Genomic DNA, 19,316 nt, shown 5'->3' on the forward strand with positions numbered 1-19,316 from the left:
TGTGCTTCATTCACGTAAAAAAAGCTGCCTCAATGGAGGCAGCTTTTTTGTTGGTACTCTTTTCAATAACAGTCTGTGTAGTAACCGTTATGCTTTAACGGCTACCACACCGACTAAGTCAGCAGCGTTACTGTCATCCACCTCAATGCCGATTCGGCTTATATACTGATCGCGCTTTTCAGCCTGGGTTGGCGACAAGTCACTACTTAAAAGAAGCTTCGCCGCTTTATGGGCCGCTTCCATCTGCTCGTCTGTTAAATTATCCCCTAAGTGGATTTGAGTAATAACTTTTAACAAGCTCAGTGCAACTTGTTTGTCTTTAGGGGACAGTGTTAGTGCCTGGCGTAAATTGTTGAAGGCTGGCGACAACCGATTCTCTTTGTAGTTAACCGCAGCCATTTGCTTAAGCTCTTTTGTGGTAAATTGAATTTCAGTACGTTCAATCGACTCTTGATTCAGGTATTCATTTACCACTTGAGAAGTAAACGTGTCCCCTTCAATTTGCTTTCTAAGCTTATCTAAAATACTCACACAGTGTTCACGCATTCCTAACTCGTGAAATGCTTTCATTTTATCGAGGCTATCTTCCATCGAGAGTCCGTCGGTAGATGCCGAACGATCCTTCATCAACTTTTCAGCCCCTTTTTTGTCGTCTCGCAAGCACAAGACACGCGCTTTTACGACGTCAATCTGCTCGCCAAGCTGAGACTGCATGCCCTTTTGTTGTTTCAATTCTTCCAGTTCAGATTCTGCGCGTTTCATATAGCGTTCGCCTTCCGTACTGCCAAGGCTTGTGGCTAAATCAATGGTTGAACGAATAACATTGAGCGTTAGATGAGGTGAGTCATGGATAGAATTTTTAGCAAACTTTGCCATATTTTGAACGGCTGAAAGTTGCCCTGCCTTATCGTGGTTCAATCGAGCAAGATCCCATAACCGTTTGTTACGCTCAATATTGCGAGGTGCTAGCTTACTCGCCTCTTTCATTTGTTCGTAGGCAATATCGAACTGCTCTTTCTCAATAAAATACTGAGCAAGCAAGTCAAAGGTTAAGAATCGCGTGTCGTGGCGCTGCAATAAGTCATCAACCAGTAGCTGGGCTTCTTCTAATTCATCTTGTCGAAGCAACGACCGGGTTAAACCAATGTGAACCCACGCATGATCCATGCTCTGCAATAAGCTTCTAAAGTAGTCTTCCGCAGTTTGATAATCGCGAAGCTGCAATAAGCAATCACCAATTAAGCGTTTAATTCTGGTGTGATACTCCGATAGCGAAGGATCTTTTAACTGGCGCTCTGCATAGTACATAGCGGTGGAATAGTCCCCCACCTGCATACAATGAAGCATTTTATGTAGCTTTAACCTTATTTGGATAAGGTATTCCAAACGCAGCTCAATTTTGTTGCGCTGAAGAGGTTTGACCCAAAAGTCATCCGGTTGCAATTCAACAATACAATTAACCAATTCAGGCGATGTCTCTGCACTGAGAAAAATGACCGTGGTGGTGTCGTTGATGTGATTGAGGTGTTTTAATTCTTCAAAAAGGTGAAAGCCATCTTTGTCGTGACTGACGTTAAACGCCAGTAAAACAAAGTCGTATTGTCTTGCAGCACATAACCTTTTCGCGTGAAAGGCATTAAAAGCACTGCTTACGTTTTTTATTCCAATTTCATGCAAAGCTGATGACACTACATCATGTACAAGCCCCTGGTTATCGATAACCAGCACATGTAATTCTTCTCTTGGGGTTGGGGCAGGTATTTTTTCCAGCATTTACCAATCACTTCTAACGTCTTTTCCCTAAGCGTCGTAATAGAATACTTGCTATTGCGACGGCACAATGTTGCGCGAGCTGTGCGCGAGAGGAGCTGGCCCATAATTCAAACCAGTTTTGTAATAATAGCGCGCATACAGCCTAAACTTATTATACATAAGTCTTGGTTTTTAGATACACGTGCGTTTCACAACGTGATTAGTGCTTTTATCGAGGCGGATCAATCGCGTCGTTAACGCTTCCGTTAACCCTAAACCAACCTGCAACCGAGTGACGGCTGCGGGCAGCAGGTAATACTTCATGAGGGAATTGTTCGCTCAAAAAGACAACGAAAGTACCTTTCGTTGGCAGCACTCTTGTTCCAATTAGATCACTTTCATCAGCGTAGAGCACGAGTTCTCCCCCATCTTCTGAAGTCCAGTCGTCATTCAAATAGGCGACTAAAGACAACACGCGATTGCCCTGGCCTTTAAACGCATCTACATGGCGTTTGTAAAATTTACCCGGCTCATAGCAGGCAAAATGACTTTCAAAAGAAAAAAGCCCCATAAAGAGCGAACGATTTACATACTGCTGCATGGCTTCACACCATGAAAGCCACAAAGCGCCTTCGCTAGATGAACCTGTAATCCAGCAAATCTCGTCCCCTCTAACTTTTTCAGCTTTTTGATAATTCTCTGCGCGACCAATACCTGCCGCTTGATATTCAGCTTCAGAGATCGAACGCTGGCAGGCCAAAAGTGCTTGTGTAATGAAATCAGGTAAACCATGCTCTTGAATAGAAAAGCCTTTCGTGACTAAGTCATCGACGATATTTTCAAATATGGCTTCATCGAAAACGTGAAGAGGCTGATACGACGCAAGTTGTTCTCTATTCATCAGAGCATTTCTACCTTTGAGCGGTTAACTAATCGTGTAGTTAGGAGCGGGTTGTGTACGTTAAAAAACTAGCGAACTTATACGCGGGGTTGAATCCTATAGCAATTGCATCACCACGCATTTTCCGCGCTATTTTTTTATCGATAAAAGAAAAATTATTTGTCGTTAAGAAGTCGCACGCTTCTTGCTTATTTAATATCAATTTTAAAGTGAGCAAATGACGGTAAAGGTAAACTAAATCAATAAGTAAACCGAAGTGTATATTTTAAGAGAGTTGATTGAGAGACTTTTCTTCTGCCCTTGTTTCCGTTGCCATTACGTCTGCACATACGGATTGTAATTAACAGTTGAAAAACGCATGGCAAGGCGGTTTAGTAAAGATATATGCAATGTACGTACTAAAATTTTTAGCAAAAAGAGTAACCCATGAGTCAAGATCAAACACAAATAGAAGAAACGGAACATCATCTAGACTTAAGAAATTTGAGACTGGACGACTACAACGATGTTAAAGCGTTAATGGATGAGGTATACGCCAACGTTGGAGGCGCATGGCCTTACTCTAACTATAAAGCCCAAGTTACTACATTTCCCGATGGGCAAATATGTATTGAAGATAAAGGCAAAGTGGTCGCTTTCGCCATTTCAGTGATTGTAGATTATGACCAGTTTGGGGATAAACACAGCTACGATGAAATTACGGGTGATGCTTATTTGACAACACACGATCCTAACGGTGATGTGCTTTATGGTGTTGAGGTAATTGTTTCACCCGAGTATCGAGGTCTACGCCTTGGTCGTCGTCTCTACGAAGCGCGTAAAGAGCTCTGTCGTAACTTGAATCTAAAATCCATTATGGCGGGCGGTCGAATCCCGAACTATAAAAACCATGCGCATGAGCTGTCGCCTTATGAATACATTGAGCAAGTAAAGCTCAAAGACATCTACGACCCCATTTTAACTTTTCAACTTTCAAATGGATTTGAAGTCAAGCAAGTCATGTCGGCTTACCTTCCAGAGGATGAAGCCTCACAGGGTTATGCGACGCTACTTCAGTGGCACAATATTTATTATGAACCGGGCACGCCTTCGCTCATCGCCAGCAGGAAGACCAGTGCACGAATCGGATGTATTCAATGGCAAATGCGTTACTTCAATAATGTAGAAGAGCTTTTACAACAAGTAGAGTACTTCGTCGATGCCTTGTCTGACTATTCTTGCGACGTTGCCCTGTTCCCTGAGTTTTTCAACGCGCCATTAATGGGCCTGAGCCCGTCAGATTCATCAATTGATGCAATTTGGCATTTAGCGACCTATACCGATGAGATTTTAACTGCCGTGTCTCATTTAGCCGTATCGTACAATATTACGATTATCGCAGGTTCTATGCCTGTGGTAGAAGAGGAAGAGCTCTATAACGTCAGCTACATTTGCAAACGCGACGGCACGATTGAAAGCCAGTATAAGCTTCATCCAACACCTCACGAAAAAGAAGATTGGATAATGAAAGGCGGAAACAGCCTTAAGACATTTGATACCGACTTCGGCAAAATCGGCGTTTTGATCTGCTATGACGTGGAGTTTCCAGAGCTTGCGCGTATTCTTGCCGATCAGGAAATGCAAATTTTGTTTGTCCCCTTCTGGACAGATACCAAAAACGGTTATTTGCGCGTGCGACGCTGTGCGCAGGCCCGCGCTATTGAAAACGAATGCTACGTGGCAATTGCAGGTAGCGTAGGTAACTTACCCAAAGTGGACAACGTAGATATTCAATATGGGCAAACCGCGGTTTTCTCGCCAAGTGATTTCGCGTTCCCACATGACGCAATTGTCTCTGAGACCACGCCAAACACAGAAATGACGCTCATTGTTGATTTGGATTTGGATAAACTCACTAAGCTTCAAAATGAAGGCTCTGTGCGGAATTATCTTGATAGAAGACGAGATTTGTATCGCGTTGAATGGATCGGCGATAAGCAGTAGCGCTACGCTTTAAGGAAATTCTCGGATTTTATGGCTTATGTATAATTGACATTGAGCATAAGCCGTAGAATTTCCTTTAATTTAGCGATAACATGCTTTAGCGCGCAAATATAAATGTGCTGTCTTCTTATTGAGTTAAAGCATCTAAATGCGATGAAGTTAGTACTACATAACGAGATTATAAATTTACTATGGCAAATAATTCGAAAAACGATGAGTTTCCAACCATTAGATTGGATGAAGAAGACCGTCGTGATTACCAAACAAAACGTCAGGCGGCGCCAACAAAAGCAACGCCTCCACCTTCATCTGCCCCATCAGCAAACCGCCAACCCTCTGGTGGTGGAAACGGTAATGGAATCTGGGTTGTATTCGTTGCCGTCATCGCCTTAGCCGCCTGTGGTGGTTGCTATTACCTGTACACCATGCTTGAGCAGCAAAAAGTGGTTGCTGAGCAAGCGGAGCAGCGCATATTACAGTTAGAAAACAAGTTATCTGCTACAGGTGAAGAAATTGGTGAATCTACTGTTGCCCTGCAAGTTAAAGTTACTGAGCTAACCAACAAGACAAACGAGCTTTGGGAACAAATGGATAAGTTGTGGGCGTCAGCTTGGCGTCGTAATCAACAAGAGATTGCTGATCTTGGCGACCGCGTAGGTAACGTTCAAAACGCCTTGAATAAGAACATCAACTCAGTTTCAGAAAATGTAAAATCGCAAGCAGCGGCCATTGGCTCGGTTAAGAATCAACTTGCTTCGTTAGCTGATGAACTGCTCGCTGTTAATGTTCAACTTGAGCAAGCAGCAAGCGATAAACAAAGCGCTCAGCAAAGCGTACGTAATTTAACCGACAAACTGTCTGTGTTAGAGCAACGCAATACGACCTTATCTGGCCGCATTACCAGTTTGGAAAACGAAATTCGCGATATAGCAACCAAAGTAGTATCTAGCGGTGGTTCAACGGGTGGAAGTGGTTCGGCTCCTTCAGCTGCAGGTAACCAGTAAACCAGATTAAATCTGTTGCAATAGTATACAACCGAGAATAAAAACCACGGTTTAACGCATAAAAAAGAAAGGGGCGAATCGCCCTTTCTTTTTGCCGTGATAATATTGCCCTCTTTTGAAATATATAGGACCTAATGCGCAATGAGTGAGCAAGCGCCCAAACGTTTAAATAAATATATTAGCGACACTGGCCTGTGTTCTCGCCGTGAAGCGGATAAACTCATTGAGCAAAATCGCGTTACCGTTAATAACCAACCACCTGAACTGGGTACGAAAGTGGGGCCTGGTGACACTGTAAAGGTAGACGGTAAAGTTGTAGGTGCCGTTGCCTCAGACAAGTCAGATCGCGTATATATTGTCTATAACAAACCCATTGGTATCACCTGTACAACTGAGCGTCATGTCAAAGGCAACATTATTGACGCTATCGGTCACAAGGAACGTATTTTCCCCGTAGGAAGGTTAGACAAACCATCGGAAGGCTTAATCATTTTAACCAGCGATGGGGACATCGTGAACAAGATCCTGCGCGCTGAAAATGCTCATGACAAAGAATACGAAGTTACGGTTAACCAACCAATCAGTGAGCGCTTCGTCAACCGTATGTCTCGCGGAGTACCAATTTTAGGGACGGTGACGAAGCCTTGTGTGGTTAAACCCACGGGCAAAAATACATTTACCATTATTCTAACTCAGGGTCTTAATCGACAAATCCGCAGAATGTGTGAGTTTTTAGGGTACGAGGTCACCAAACTAAAACGAACCCGAATCATGCACCTTGAACTCGGCTCACTAAAACCTGGCCAGTGGCGTAACCTAACAAGCCGTGAACTAACTATTATGCAAAATGCAGTTCGCTCTTCTACAAAAACAGCGAGCAAAGTTGAGTTGCGTAAATAAATGAAACTACTACATTTAGTAGTAGTTTATTGATAAAACAATTTAAGACTTTGAAAAACGGACATTATCATTTTTTTTCGGTAAAGGATTTTCCCCCTGGTGCTGAAATATTGGCTAACTACGATGTATTTTTCGTGGTGGCTTCTGTTGTTATTGCAATATCTGCTTCCCTTATCTCTTTCGTTCTTTCTGCGAAGATGTCGCAAACAGAATTACAAAATGAGCGAGCATTATTGCAGATGAGCGGATGTTTGAAGATAAAAAGCAAAACATACCGTCGAACTAACGCGTAGTACAAACACAAAGTTAATTGGATGGCTTCATACATGTACTAGGGTGTATTGCACTTCGCTGTACATTTTTGCAAAAAAAAAGCGCCCATTGGGCGCTTTTCTTGAAACCTAGTCTTATCGACGTAGACCTAGACGCTTGATAAGGTCAAGGTAACGCTCTGCGTTCTTGCCTTTAAGGTAGTCTAGAAGCTTACGACGTTGGCTAACCATACGTAGAAGACCACGACGTGAGTGGTGATCTTTCTTGTGATCAGCAAAGTGACCTTGAAGCTTGTTGATGTTGTGAGTAAGCAAAGCAACTTGAACTTCTGGTGAACCAGTGTCGCCTTCTTTAACGCCGTACTCAGCAATGATTTTTGCGGTTTCTGCTTTAGTTAGTGACATATCATTCTCCTAATATTAATGCTTCGCCGATCACTAATTCAGCAAAGCGGAATGAGCGCCGTATTATAATGACGTTTACAGACTTAGCAAGCCATAAACCGTCTTTATTTACCGGCGCAGCTACGATGGATAAACAACTCGACGTTTTGGGTTAACAAACACTTCTTGTTTAGGGATACCTTGGTCTTTCGGGTCAAGAACCCCTTCCCCTACACCTAAGAAAACACCACTGGTATCGTCGCCATGGTAAACGCGGTAAGACACGCCTTCACCCAGCGCTTCGCTACAAACCCCTTTTACTGATTGGCCGTTATCAAAACGGTTTCTTTCAGCGTCGTTTATGGTCACAAATGGCAAACGACTTACAGCGGTATCCATAGGAATTAATAAGTCATCCAGCGCTTTAAAGTCACCTTCTTCCAGTGATTCCTGAATTTCAATTAACTTATCCAGCGAGACCATTTTATCCGTAGGATAGTCTGCTACTTCCGTACGGTGTAAGCGAGTCACGTAGGCGCCACAGCCAAGGTTCTGACCTAAATCATCTACGATAGAGCGAATATAGGTGCCTTTGCTGCATTTAATGCGCATTTCTACAAACGGCAGTTCAATACGCAGTACATCCAGTTCATACACTTCAATATCGCGGGGTTCCCGCTCAATTTCTATGCCTTGACGTGCATAGTGATAAAGCGGCTTACCTTGATGTTTAAGCGCTGAGAACATGGATGGAATTTGTTTGCTCTTACCTAGAAACGCCAAGCACGCATCACGTACTTGTTCTTCGCTTACATCAACAGGCTTTTCTTCAACCACTTCGCCATCGGCGTCAGACGTGGTGGTGCGAACACCCAGTTGAGCAGTTACCTCGTAGGTCTTTTCTGCATCCAGAAGAAACTGAGAAAACTTCGTAGCTTCACCCAAGCACAGCGGCAACATGCCACTGGCAAGTGGATCAAGTGCGCCTGTATGCCCGGCCTTCGCAGCTTTGTACAGCCAGCGCACTTTTTGAAGCAATTGGTTAGATGACCCACCAAGCGGTTTATCAAGCAATACTATGCCGTTAATCTCACGGCCTTTACGACGTCTTGCCATTTACTCCTGCTCTTGTGGATCGTCTTTATCGCGCTTTGACTCATCTTTTGCGATGGTCTGAGACACAAGATTAGAGATACGCATACCTTCAACAATCGATTTATCTTCAAAGAAGTGAAGATCAGGCACCGAGCGCATGCGAATACGTTTAGCTAGAATACTGCGAATAAACTTTTTGTATTCTGCCAGTTGTTTAATTTGCGCTTTACCTTCTTCTTCGGTGCTGTTGTAGATAGTCACAAAGATTTTTGCATGCGCTAGGTCACGCGACACATCTACGTCAGAAACCGTGATCAAGGGCATGTCGCCAACGCGGTGCTTGTATTCATTTTGCAGAATGCTCGCCACTTCTTTATGGACTTGCTGAGCGACTCTGTCGGTACGTGAAAATTCACGGGCCATTATACTCTCCTTTCCTTATTTAACGCTGGGCATGCGTGAAGCCTGTTTACTGTATACAGACAAAAACGGGAGCACTCGGCCCCCGTTTTTCACATGCCGAATTAACTAAGGCAATTAAATTTCGCGCTTAACCTCAACGATTTCGAAGACCTCGATTTGGTCGCCTACTTTCACGTCGTTGTAGTTCTTAACGCCGATACCACATTCCATACCGTTACGTACTTCTTGTACGTCATCTTTAAAGCGACGCAGTGACTCTAGTTCACCTTCGTAAATTACTACGTTGTCGCGAAGTACACGGATTGGGTTGCTACGCTTAACGTTACCTTCAGTAACCATACAGCCCGCAATTGCGCCCAGTTTCGGTGACTTAAATACGTCACGTACTTCTGCAAGACCAATGATTTCCTGCTTGAATTCTGGTGCAAGCATACCACTCATGGCCGCTTTCACTTCGTCAATTAGGTTATAGATAACGCTGTAATAACGTAAATCAATTTCTTCAGCTTCTAGTACGCGACGCGCTGTTGCATCGGCACGAACGTTAAAGCCTAGTACGATAGCGCCTGATGCAGCCGCAAGGGTTGCGTCAGTCTCAGTGATACCACCTACACCACTACCTACAATGTTCACTTTTACTTCAGAAGTAGAAAGCTTAACAAGTGATTCAGAAATTGCTTCTACAGAACCCTGTACGTCAGCTTTAAGTACGATGTTAAGTTCGCTAACGTCACCTGATTCCATGTTCGCAAACATGTTTTCAAGTTTCGCTTTCTGCTGACGAGCAAGTTTAAGTTCACGTTTCTTCTGATGACGTTTCGCTGCTACTTCACGCGCTTTACGCTCGTCTTTAACAACGGCTGCGTCTTCACCCGCTACCGGAACACCAGACAGACCAAGTACTTCCACAGGCGTAGAAGGACCAGCAATCTTAATTTCATTACCGTTTTCGTCACGCATTGCACGAACACGGCCGTATTCTTCACCACAAAGTAGAATGTCACCAGCGCGTAATTGGCCTTCTTGAACCAATACAGATGCTACTGGACCACGGCCTTTATCAAGGCGAGATTCAATAACAATACCGCGACCTGGGCCTTCAGCTACTGCTTTAAGGTCTAGAACTTCAGCTTGTAGAACGATAGCTTCAAGCAGTTCGTCTACGCCCATACCTGTTTTTGCTGAAACGTTACAGAACTGGTGCTCACCGCCCCACTCTTCTGAGATAACTTCTAGTTGAGATAGCTCAGTTTTAACGCGATCAGGGTCAGCTGTTTCTTTATCCATTTTGTTCACTGCAACGATAAGAGGTACGCCAGCAGCGCGAGCGTGCTGTACCGCTTCTTTCGTTTGAGGCATTACGCCGTCATCTGCAGCAACAACAAGAATAACGATATCCGTCGCCGTAGCACCACGAGCACGCATTGCGGTAAATGCGGCGTGTCCAGGTGTATCTAGGAACGTGATTTCGCCATTTTCTGTTTCTACTTTATATGCACCAATGTGCTGGGTAATACCACCGGCTTCACCGTCTGCAACTTTCGCGCGACGAATGTAGTCAAGCAATGACGTTTTACCGTGGTCAACGTGACCCATGATGGTTACAACAGGTGCACGTGTGGTTTTTTCACCGCCAGTGCCATCTGCCAACAACTCATCTTCAAGTGCGTTGTCGTTTACAAGCTCGTACTTATGACCCATTTCTTCAATTACTAGTACCGCTGTATCTTGGTCTAGTACTTGGTTAATGGTTGCCATTTCGCCCATCTTCATCATCGTTTTGATAACTTCGTTAGACTTAATTGCAAGTTTACTTGCAAGTTCGCCAACGGTGATGGTTGCGCCAAGCTTAACTACACGCTCTACAGGTGCAGCTGGCTTGTTAAAGCCTTGCTTAAGATGCTCACCCGCATTTTTCTTCGACTTACGACGACGGCGTGATGAACGCTCAACCTGCATGTCTTCTTCGTCTTCAGCTTCTTGAGCATAACGGTTAGAGTGCAAGTGAACTTCTTCAGCTTCTTCTTTCTTACGACGCTCTTCTTCTTCCTTCCAGCGACGCTCGTTCTCTTCAGCAAGTTTGCGCGCTTCATCAGCCGCTTTCTTCGCGTCTTCTTCAAGCTTCTTCTGCGCTTCTTCTTCTTGCGCTTTGCGCAGACGCTCTTCTTCCTGACGAGCCGCTTCAGCTTCCGCTTTTTCAGCTTCAGTTAGCTCAGGTTCGTCGGCCTTACGTGCTTCAGCTTCTTTTTTCGCTTGTTCTGCACGACGAGCACGCTCTTCTTCAGCAGCTTTCTTCGCTTCTTCAGCTTTACGTGCTTTCTCTTCAGCTGCTTTTTTCGCTTCAGCTGCTGCTTTTTCTTCCGCTTCGCGCTTCAGACGTGCTTCTTCTTCAAGACGCTTCGCCTCTTCTTCCGCTTGACGCTGCTGTTCTTCAACATCGCTACGCTTAACGTAAGTGCGCTTTTTACGTACTTCTACTTTCACTTCTTTAGACTTACCAACACTTAGCGTGCTGGTTGTCTTACGCTTAAGTGTCATACGTGTCGGTTCAGCTGCGCTGCCGTGTTGCTTACTTAAATGATCCAATAGTTTTTGTTTCTCGTCTTCGTTTACCTGATCGCCGGCATTCTTAGTGATACCCGCGTCTTTAAACTGGCCAACCAATCGGTCAACGGTCGTACCAATGTCGCTGGCGAGCTTTTCAATAGATACATCTGCCATTACGTAATTTTCCCCCTGTTGACCTTACTCTTCTTCACTGAACCATACGATGTTACGAGCCGCCATGATTAACGCTCCGGCTTTCTCTTCGTCTAGTTCATCGATATCACTGATATCATCGGTACCTTGTTCTGCTAATTCTTCCAGGTCGGTAACACCGCGGCTGGCCAACACATAGGCCACGTGTTTACTCATACCTTCAAGATTTAATAAGGCTTCTGTAGGCTCTGCACCTTCAAGCGATTCTTCGTTCGCAAGTGCACGCGTGGTTAGGAAAGCGCGCGCTCTGTTGCGCAGCTCTTCAACCATTTCTTCATCTAACCCTTCAACCGCTAGAAGCTCACTTGCTGGCACGTATGCCACTTCTTCTAACGTTGTAAAGCCTTCATCTACCAAGACAGACGCGAATTCTTCGTCAATGTCCAAACCAGCAGTAAATAGATCAAGTACCTTCGCGTTTTCTTCTTCGTGCTTCTTGTTGAGATCTTCAACCGTCATCACGTTAAGTTCCCAGCCTGTAAGCTGGCTAGCTAGGCGAACGTTTTGACCACTACGGCCAATTGCCTGTGCTAGGTTGTCTGCTTCAACCGCTACATCCATGCTGTTGCTGTCTTCATCAACAACGATTGACGCCACTTCGGCGGGAGCCATAGCATTGATAACGAATTGCGCTGGGTTTTCGTCCCACAACACGATATCAACACGTTCACCGCCAAGCTCACCTGATACGGCTTGTACACGTGAACCACGCATACCAACACACGCACCAACTGGGTCTAAGCGCTTGTCGTTAGTTTTAACCGCAATCTTTGCACGAGAACCTGGGTCACGCGCTGCAGATTTAATTTCTAGTGTCTCTTCCGCAATTTCTGGTACTTCCAGACGGAAAAGCTCAACTAGCATGTCTGGGTGCGTACGGCTAATAAATAGCTGTGCGCCACGTGCTTCTGGACGAATAACGTAAAGAAGACCACGTACACGGTCGCCCGGACGGAAAGTTTCACGAGGAAGCATGTCATCGCGGTAGATAACACCTTCAGCGTTGTTACCTAAGTCGATGATGATGTTGTCGCGGTTTACTTTCTTAACCGTACCCGTAACCAACTCACCTACTTTGTCTTCGTACTCAGCAATCATCTGCTGACGCTCAGCTTCACGTACTTTTTGTACAATCACTTGCTTTGCGGTCTGCGTAGTTATGCGGTCGAATTTAATAGATTCAATCTGTTCTTCCACATAATCGCCGAGTTGTATCTCTGGTTCGTCGATTTGTGCAGCAGAAATCGTAATTTCAGCAAATGGGTTTTCCTGTTCTTGATCATCAGGGATAACCAACCAGCGACGGAATGTATCAAAGTCACCAGACGTTCTGTCGATGCTTACACGAACTTCAATTTCGCCTTCGTTTTTCTTTTTTGTTGCACTAGCGATCGCAAACTCTAGCGCTTCAAAAATTTTCTCTCTAGGCACTTGTTTTTCATTTGAAACGGCTTCCGCCACTAACAAAATTTCTTTATTCATTTTCGCCTCTCTTTTGCTTTCGTCGATGAAAGCAGAGCTGTTCCGTTAATCGAACGTGGGAACAACGTTACCTTTTTCGATATTCGCCACAGCTAACTGGAACTGCTGGCCATCCACTTCAATACTTACGATGCCATTTTCGCACGCGAGTACTTTGCCTTTAAAATTACGTCTGTCATCCATTGGCATAGACAAACGAATTTGAACCACTTCACCCACAGACTCGATATAGTGCTTCTCTTTGAAAAGCGGTCTGTCCATACCCGGTGATGACACTTCCAAGTTGTATTCAGTGCTAATTGGATCTTCAACGTCCAAAATTGCGCTAATCTGATGACTTACATCTGCACAATCATCAACGGTAATACCGTTTTCATGATCAATAAAAACGCGAAGAATAGAATGCTTCCCCGCTCGTACAAACTCGATCCCAACCAACTCAAAACCCAGTGCTTCAACACCTGGCTCTAGCATTTCGGTTAGTTTCTCTTCAAGTTTTGCCAATGCAAACCTCCAAAAACGAAAAAAGGGCCTAAAGCCCACCTGTCATCACCCGGCTCAGCGAGGCTGACTCCAGGTTTTAATACAACAAAAAGCCCCGGACTAGCGGGGCTTTTATTAAAATTCTGAACCCATACCTGCCAACAAGGGCAGTTGCAAACCTATGGGTAAAACCACCGTTAGGTGATAGCTTGCTAATGATAAGTGCGTTACTTTCCTGTACTGAGGGAGCCCGCTCTCATCACTTTATGAGCACATTATACGTATAGCCGTCGCATTAAGCAACAGCCAATAGGCGCAGACACTGGAGGGTGTCGATTTTTTCTGTGTAAAATTCGGCCTGCATGAAAGTATTTTAATTGCGGTTTAGTCCAGCAGACTTAGTCTTCGTCTTTAAATGTCGCTTTAATATCAAGAATTTTAGGCATAATTTCTATCATCAAATCGACAAGTCTGGGTTCGAAATGCTTTCCCTTTTGGCTTTGAAGAAAATCTACCGTTTTTTCAATACTCCAGGCGTCTTTATAAGGACGTTTGCTGGTTAAGGCATCGAAAACATCAACAATGGCACAAATACGTCCCTCAATGGGAATATCTTCACCCGCAAGCCCTTTAGGATAGCCTGACCCGTCCCATTTTTCATGGTGGGTTAGCGAAACAGATTTTGCAACTTTCAATAACAAAGAATCGCCGCAATCACCAATGATTTCCGCACCAATCTCTGGGTGATTTTTCATGGTGGCAAACTCTTCGTCTGTCAGCTTCCCTGGTTTCAACATTATACTATCAGCAATACCAATTTTGCCGATGTCGTGCATCGGGGCAGCATGAAGCAGAATTTCAGCCTGTTTATTTGTAAGTCCATAGGCAAGCGCAAGCTCTTTCGAATAATGGCTCATGCGCATGACATGCATGCCCGTCTCATTGTCTTTATATTCCGCCGCCTTACCTAAACGCTGTACAACTTGTAAACGGCTATCAAGAAGCTCGTCAGCTTGCACCAAGCTGAGGTGGGTTTTAACCCGCGCTCTTACGATGACCGGAGATATAGGCTTAGTAATGTAGTCCACAGCGCCTGCTTCGAAGCCTTCCGTTTCTTCGTGCTCATCATTTAAGGCGGTTACGAATATAACGGGGATGTGCCTTGTGTCTGCTTGCTGTTTAAGCTGGCGGCATACTTCAAAACCCGTCAGCCCTGGCATCATAACGTCAAGTAATATCAAATTTGGCTGTCTAGTTTCAGTGAGCTTTAATGCTTCTCCGCCATTTCTCGCAAAAATAAGCTGATAATCATTAGCGAGAACTTGCTTTAAAACCCTTAGGTTTACTGGCTCATCGTCAACGAGTAATAAAGTAGGTTTTGTGATTTTAATGTTTAACATGCCGCGTCTCTTGACTACTTTAATTCTTGTATCAATGTAGAGATGCGCTCATGCGCCAACTCGAACTCGAAATCATCGATATCTAAGAGAATTTGAGTTATTTGTTCTTTGTGACTAGAACACCCAACTTCGCGTAAAAATGACAATTCATCTTCATCTACCATGTTTTGCTCTACACTATCGAGCATAGCCTCCAAATGACTCAGCAGCAATGCATTATCGATACTTTCATTAATGGCATTTTCGGCATACAGTGGCGATTCGCTAAGCATCAACTCGATTTTATCTAAGGCATCACGAAGACGGTTAACGTCTTCAATATTCACCTCTGACTTTAGAGCCTGAGCTTCAATCTCCCTGGTCGTATGATAGAAGGTGGTTAAGCAAAGATTACCCGATGTACCCTTTAAACCATGTGATAGTGCAGCAACCGCTTTATAGTCTTCGCGAATTGCAGCCCCCATTAAGTCGTCGACTTTATCCCTGCAGGTAGTAGAAAATTTATCCACCTCTTGTAGGACGGCCTCTTCACTCCCCCATAAATCGACGGCCTTCTTCAAATCCAACACGTTTTTATCAACTTTAAGCGCAGATGCTGGGGCATTTACTTCTAATGTGTCTGGTACCGAGTCGACCTGAAGCGTATCTATGTTAAGCACGCGAGCAATCTCGTCCATCAATTGAGGGAAATCGACGGGCTTGTTGGCGAACCCTTCCATTCCCGCCTGCTGCGCGGCATGTTTGTCCTGTACTAACACGCTAGCAGTCAGCGCAATAATGGGCGTAGGTGGTAAGCTATTTTCTTTTTCAAACTCTCGACGCTTTTTGGCTGCTTCTAGGCCATCTAACTTAGGCATCTGTAAATCCATCAGCACCACGTCAAACGACTTAGCGCGCATTTTATCTAATGCAATCTGTCCATCTGTTGCCGTTTCTACATTGTGGCCAGCGCGTTTTAGCAGCAACGAAAGCAACTCAAGGTTTTGCTGCACATCGTCAACAATCAGTACGGTTAACGAGGTTTCAATGCGTACTGCTTTCGATGAGAGCTCACTAGATACATAATCATCAATTTCTACAACTTCTAGAGGAAGCCTGAAAGTAAAGGTCGTTCCTTTACCTTTTTCGCTAGTTGCACAAATATTACCGCCCATCAGTTCAACTAACTGCTTGGAAATAGTTGTACCCAGCCCTGTGCCGCCGTACTTTCGACTCATCGATGCATCTGCTTGAGAGAACGGATCGAATACTCTTTCTACTTGCTCTTGCGTCATACCAATACCGGTATCTGTCACGTCAAAATAGACATACTTTTCATCACTTTTGACATTAATAGTCACTTCACCCTCGTGAGTGAATTTAACGGCGTTGCCTATCAAATTGTTAAGTACTTGTCGCATTCGCTCCGGTACACCTCTGTATCCGTTAGCTACCGAATCATCGACATTAAGTACAAGTCCAACTTTTTTGCGTTTGGCTTCTAACCAAAATGTTGAAATAACCAAATCCAACTCTTCGCGAATAAGGAAATCGCGATAATCTAAATCAAGCTTGCCTTTATCTAACTTCGCACTATCAAGTATGTCATTAAGAAGATGCAGCAATGAGCGTGCAGAACGGTTTATCGTGGTTAAGTGAGATTTCTGCTCTTCGCGTAGCGCTTCTCCCAACATAAGGTCGCTAAAACCTATAATTGCATTCATAGGCGTACGGATTTCGTGACTCATATTAGCAAGAAATGCGGTGCGCGCAGCGGCAGCTTGCTCAGCATTTTCCTTCGCCGCTTTTAGTTCATTTTCCATCACTTTTCTATGTGTTATGTCAGATATGAAGCCGTCTACATAGAGTACCATGCCATCATCGTCTTTAACCTGCACTCCATGCTCGATAACCCACTTCACCTCTCCAGATTTCGCGACAATTCTATATTCATATGAAAATGCGCCTTCATCAGGACTAATAGATGATAGGCGCTCTACATCACTAGGATGGTAAAGATCGGCGAAAGAGCGCTTCGGATTAGGCAGTATAAAATCTTCAGGCGGGTATCCGGTTACTTCTATTACTGCATCACTAATAAATACCATGGGCCACCCTGGCATACTTAAACAGCGATAAGCCATACCGGGAATGTTAGAGATAAGGCTTCTAAACTTAGCTTCACTCTCGCGCAATGCATCTTCCATTTCCTTGCGTTTGCGTAAATCAGAAGCGAAAGAGACAAAAACGGGTTTTCCATCAATTTTTGTGTAGCCGACACCTAGGCGCACTGGTATACGCTCACCATCTTTGCGAAGTACTTCTACTTCTCTTCCCGTACCAATAATTTGCACAGTTGGCACTACTCGCTGACTGAAGAAGTCATCACCGAATAAATGGCGTCTTTCAGGAGTTATTATCTCAGATGCGTGCATACCAATTATTTCTTGCTGGGTATAGCCATAGATACGCTCAACGGAGGGGTTAGCGGTTTTGATAATGCCTTTTTCATCTACCGTCAGAATGGCGTCGACCGCGGTATCGGTGATAGCACTTTGAATTCGCTCACTTTCAATGGCGCGTACCATTACATCGCGATATTTAAACAGAAGACTAATGCCCAATACCGTGGTAATTAATACCAACGTAACGATAGCAATCGAAATTGCTAGAAAAACAGCAATATCTGACGACTGGTTCGACGTTTCCATTCCTGGTGGCAATACAAATCTTGCTGCCGCCATCCCCGTATAGTGCATACCAGAAATAGCCAGTCCCATGACGATACTTGCAAGTAATACATGTTTTCCTAACAGCTTTTTACTTTTCGTAGCAGCTGTAATGCCGAATTTAATCCACAGCGAGAGCATGGCTAAACACACAGCTACCACAATAGAAAGAGCAAACATACCGAGGTCATAACGAAGAAGCGGTGCCATTTCCATAGCGGCCATACCACTATAGTGCATGGTGCCAATACCGGCACCTACCAGTACACCGCCTATCATTATTTCAGCGAGGCTAATACGGGACTTAGTTAAAAGGTGAAGCGCCACCCAAGCAGCGGCAAACCCGGGAACGGCAGAGAGCCCAGTAATGAGTGGATCATAGTCAACGGGCAGACATAAATCAAAAGCGGTCATCCCTAAGAAATGCATAGACCAAATACCACCGCCTAATGCAACGCTGCCGGTGCCTAATAAGGTATTTCGTCGAAGTTTGTGTTCGGTGATCGCGGCTTGCACTGCCACATTAAACGCCATATATGAAGCAAACACAGCCACAATAAGCGATAGAATGACCAAAGGAACATGATAAGCACCTTCTATTAAGGTGGCGTGTTCTTCAAAAGTAAAAAAACGGGATATCATAACGCGGCCATACTACCTATTAATCTAATTTCTAATGGTGCGACAGCTATAACTTAGCACATTCACATATGAAGTGCGGTTATCAATTCGTAGCAATTAATTCAAGATTATCGTGTAAAACAAGAAGTCAAAGTGTTTTTTTGCTGAAAAGAAAAAACCCAGCAAAAGCTGGGTTTTTAAAGTGGTTGCGGGAGCAGGATTTGAACCTACGACCTTCGGGTTATGAGCCCGACGAGCTACCAGACTGCTCCATCCCGCGACTGTACGGTATAGCTTGCGATTGCAATGCTTTGTAATACTGGTTTTCAAATTGGTTGCGGGAGCAGGATTTGAACCTACGACCTTCGGGTTATGAGCCCGACGAGCTACCAGACTGCTCCATCCCGCGCTTGTACGGTAAAGCTTGCCTTTGCAATGCTTTGAAATTCTGGTTATTTTCTGTGGTTGCGGGAGCAGGATTTGAACCTACGACCTTCGGGTTATGAGCCCGACGAGCTACCAGACTGCTCCATCCCGCGCCAGAAAATTATTGTTGTAAGCGCTTCATTTAATGCCTCGCTTCAACGTGGTGCGTATTATACATAGGGACTTTCGCAACACAAGTACCAGCATGCGAAATATTTCATTTTTCTGACTGTTAGCGGTTTAATTGACCAACATGAACAAAGTTAATACGAATTAACCGATTTTTAGCTCCTATTTACACACGTTGATTCAAGCTATTTAAATTTTTCCATTTTTTCAGCCAACGAAAAATCTAATTCTGTTAGCCCACCAGCGTCGTGCGTAGTCAATGTTACCTCTACTTTATTATAAACATTGAACCACTCCGGGTGATGTTTTAGCTTTTCCGCCCAAATCGCAATTTGAGACATCCACCCAAAAGCTCGGATAAAGCTCTTAAACATAAACGTCTTTTTGATAGTGTCTCCACTTTGCTCCCATGGTGTGTCATCGGAAACCAGTTCGTTGAGCGCTTTCAATTTTTCGTTAATTTCATTATCAGACAGCTTCGTTGCCATTCTTATCTCCTTCAATCACTGATGATTACGTAAAAGTCTTACCTACTACGAGATACTTTAATCGATTGGTTTAACATTAGAAGAGACTGGAGACAAAATCACAAA

14 protein-coding genes and 3 tRNA genes are annotated in these 19,316 nt (G+C 44.3%); 3 read left to right on the plus strand and 14 right to left on the minus strand.

The genetic code is table 11. The features are described from left to right. Positions 1-87: 87 nt before the first annotated feature. Both F0261_RS08895 and F0261_RS08900 read right to left on the minus strand, forming a co-directional pair. Entirely contained in the window at positions 88-1,773 is a 1,686-nt protein-coding gene (locus tag F0261_RS08895) for a response regulator (protein WP_049586659.1), read from the minus strand. Positions 1,774-1,981: 208 nt separating this feature from the next. After that, positions 1,982-2,653 carry a 2OG-Fe(II) oxygenase gene (locus tag F0261_RS08900; protein WP_014949263.1) on the minus strand — a complete coding sequence of 224 codons (672 nt, stop codon included), beginning with the start codon at positions 2,651-2,653 and terminating at the stop codon, positions 1,982-1,984. Positions 2,654-3,079: 426 nt separating this feature from the next. On the opposite strand from F0261_RS08900, the gene F0261_RS08905 reads away from it, so the two are divergent. From F0261_RS08905 to rluF, 3 genes are all read left to right on the plus strand, one after another. Continuing rightward, positions 3,080-4,636: a bifunctional GNAT family N-acetyltransferase/carbon-nitrogen hydrolase family protein gene (locus F0261_RS08905; RefSeq protein WP_014949262.1), complete on the plus strand. Its 1,557-nt coding sequence runs from the start codon at positions 3,080-3,082 to the stop codon at positions 4,634-4,636. Between the two features lie 191 nt (positions 4,637-4,827). Continuing rightward, entirely contained in the window at positions 4,828-5,640 is an 813-nt protein-coding gene (locus F0261_RS08910; RefSeq protein WP_039229603.1) for a hypothetical protein, read from the plus strand. Between the two features lie 141 nt (positions 5,641-5,781). Then, positions 5,782-6,540 (plus strand): 23S rRNA pseudouridine(2604) synthase RluF, encoded by a 759-nt coding sequence (rluF, locus tag F0261_RS08915; RefSeq protein WP_014949260.1) that lies wholly within the window; start codon positions 5,782-5,784, stop codon positions 6,538-6,540. Positions 6,541-6,947: 407 nt separating this feature from the next. Here rluF and rpsO read toward each other — a convergent pair whose 3' ends face one another. From rpsO to F0261_RS08975, 12 genes are all read right to left on the minus strand, one after another. Further along, positions 6,948-7,217 (minus strand): 30S ribosomal protein S15, encoded by a 270-nt coding sequence (gene rpsO / locus F0261_RS08920; RefSeq protein ID WP_012518257.1) that lies wholly within the window; start codon positions 7,215-7,217, stop codon positions 6,948-6,950. 120 nt (positions 7,218-7,337) lie between these two features. Then, on the minus strand, positions 7,338-8,312 hold the full coding sequence (gene truB / locus F0261_RS08925; RefSeq protein WP_171337774.1) for a tRNA pseudouridine(55) synthase TruB: 975 nt from the start codon (positions 8,310-8,312) through the stop codon (positions 7,338-7,340). Next, positions 8,313-8,714: a 30S ribosome-binding factor RbfA gene (gene rbfA, locus F0261_RS08930; RefSeq protein WP_014949257.1), complete on the minus strand. Its 402-nt coding sequence runs from the start codon at positions 8,712-8,714 to the stop codon at positions 8,313-8,315. A gap of 114 nt (positions 8,715-8,828) precedes the next feature. Beyond that, positions 8,829-11,435, minus strand: a complete 2,607-nt coding sequence (gene infB / locus F0261_RS08935; protein ID WP_014949256.1) for a translation initiation factor IF-2 — start codon at positions 11,433-11,435, stop codon at positions 8,829-8,831. A gap of 24 nt (positions 11,436-11,459) precedes the next feature. Then, a complete protein-coding gene (gene nusA, locus F0261_RS08940; protein ID WP_014949255.1) occupies positions 11,460-12,956 on the minus strand; it encodes a transcription termination factor NusA in 1,497 nt (498 codons plus the stop codon). 45 nt (positions 12,957-13,001) lie between these two features. Beyond that, a complete protein-coding gene (rimP, locus tag F0261_RS08945; protein WP_168463536.1) occupies positions 13,002-13,460 on the minus strand; it encodes a ribosome maturation factor RimP in 459 nt (152 codons plus the stop codon). Between the two features lie 377 nt (positions 13,461-13,837). Continuing rightward, positions 13,838-14,839, minus strand: coding sequence for a two-component system response regulator (locus F0261_RS08950; RefSeq protein ID WP_171337775.1), 1,002 nt, complete (start codon positions 14,837-14,839; stop codon positions 13,838-13,840). A 14-nt stretch (positions 14,840-14,853) separates the two neighbouring features. After that, positions 14,854-18,189: an MHYT domain-containing protein gene (locus tag F0261_RS08955; RefSeq protein ID WP_171337776.1), complete on the minus strand. Its 3,336-nt coding sequence runs from the start codon at positions 18,187-18,189 to the stop codon at positions 14,854-14,856. A gap of 182 nt (positions 18,190-18,371) precedes the next feature. After that, a tRNA-Met gene (locus F0261_RS08960) sits at positions 18,372-18,448 on the minus strand. Between the two features lie 52 nt (positions 18,449-18,500). Beyond that, positions 18,501-18,577, minus strand: a tRNA-Met gene (locus F0261_RS08965). A gap of 53 nt (positions 18,578-18,630) precedes the next feature. Next, positions 18,631-18,707, minus strand: a tRNA-Met gene (locus F0261_RS08970). Positions 18,708-18,908: 201 nt separating this feature from the next. Beyond that, on the minus strand, positions 18,909-19,211 hold the full coding sequence (locus tag F0261_RS08975; protein WP_014949251.1) for a 4a-hydroxytetrahydrobiopterin dehydratase: 303 nt from the start codon (positions 19,209-19,211) through the stop codon (positions 18,909-18,911). Positions 19,212-19,316 lie beyond the last annotated feature (105 nt).

It is taken from the genome of Alteromonas sp. 07-89-2 (assembly GCF_013113925.1).
Lineage (GTDB): Bacteria > Pseudomonadota > Gammaproteobacteria > Enterobacterales > Alteromonadaceae > Alteromonas > Alteromonas macleodii.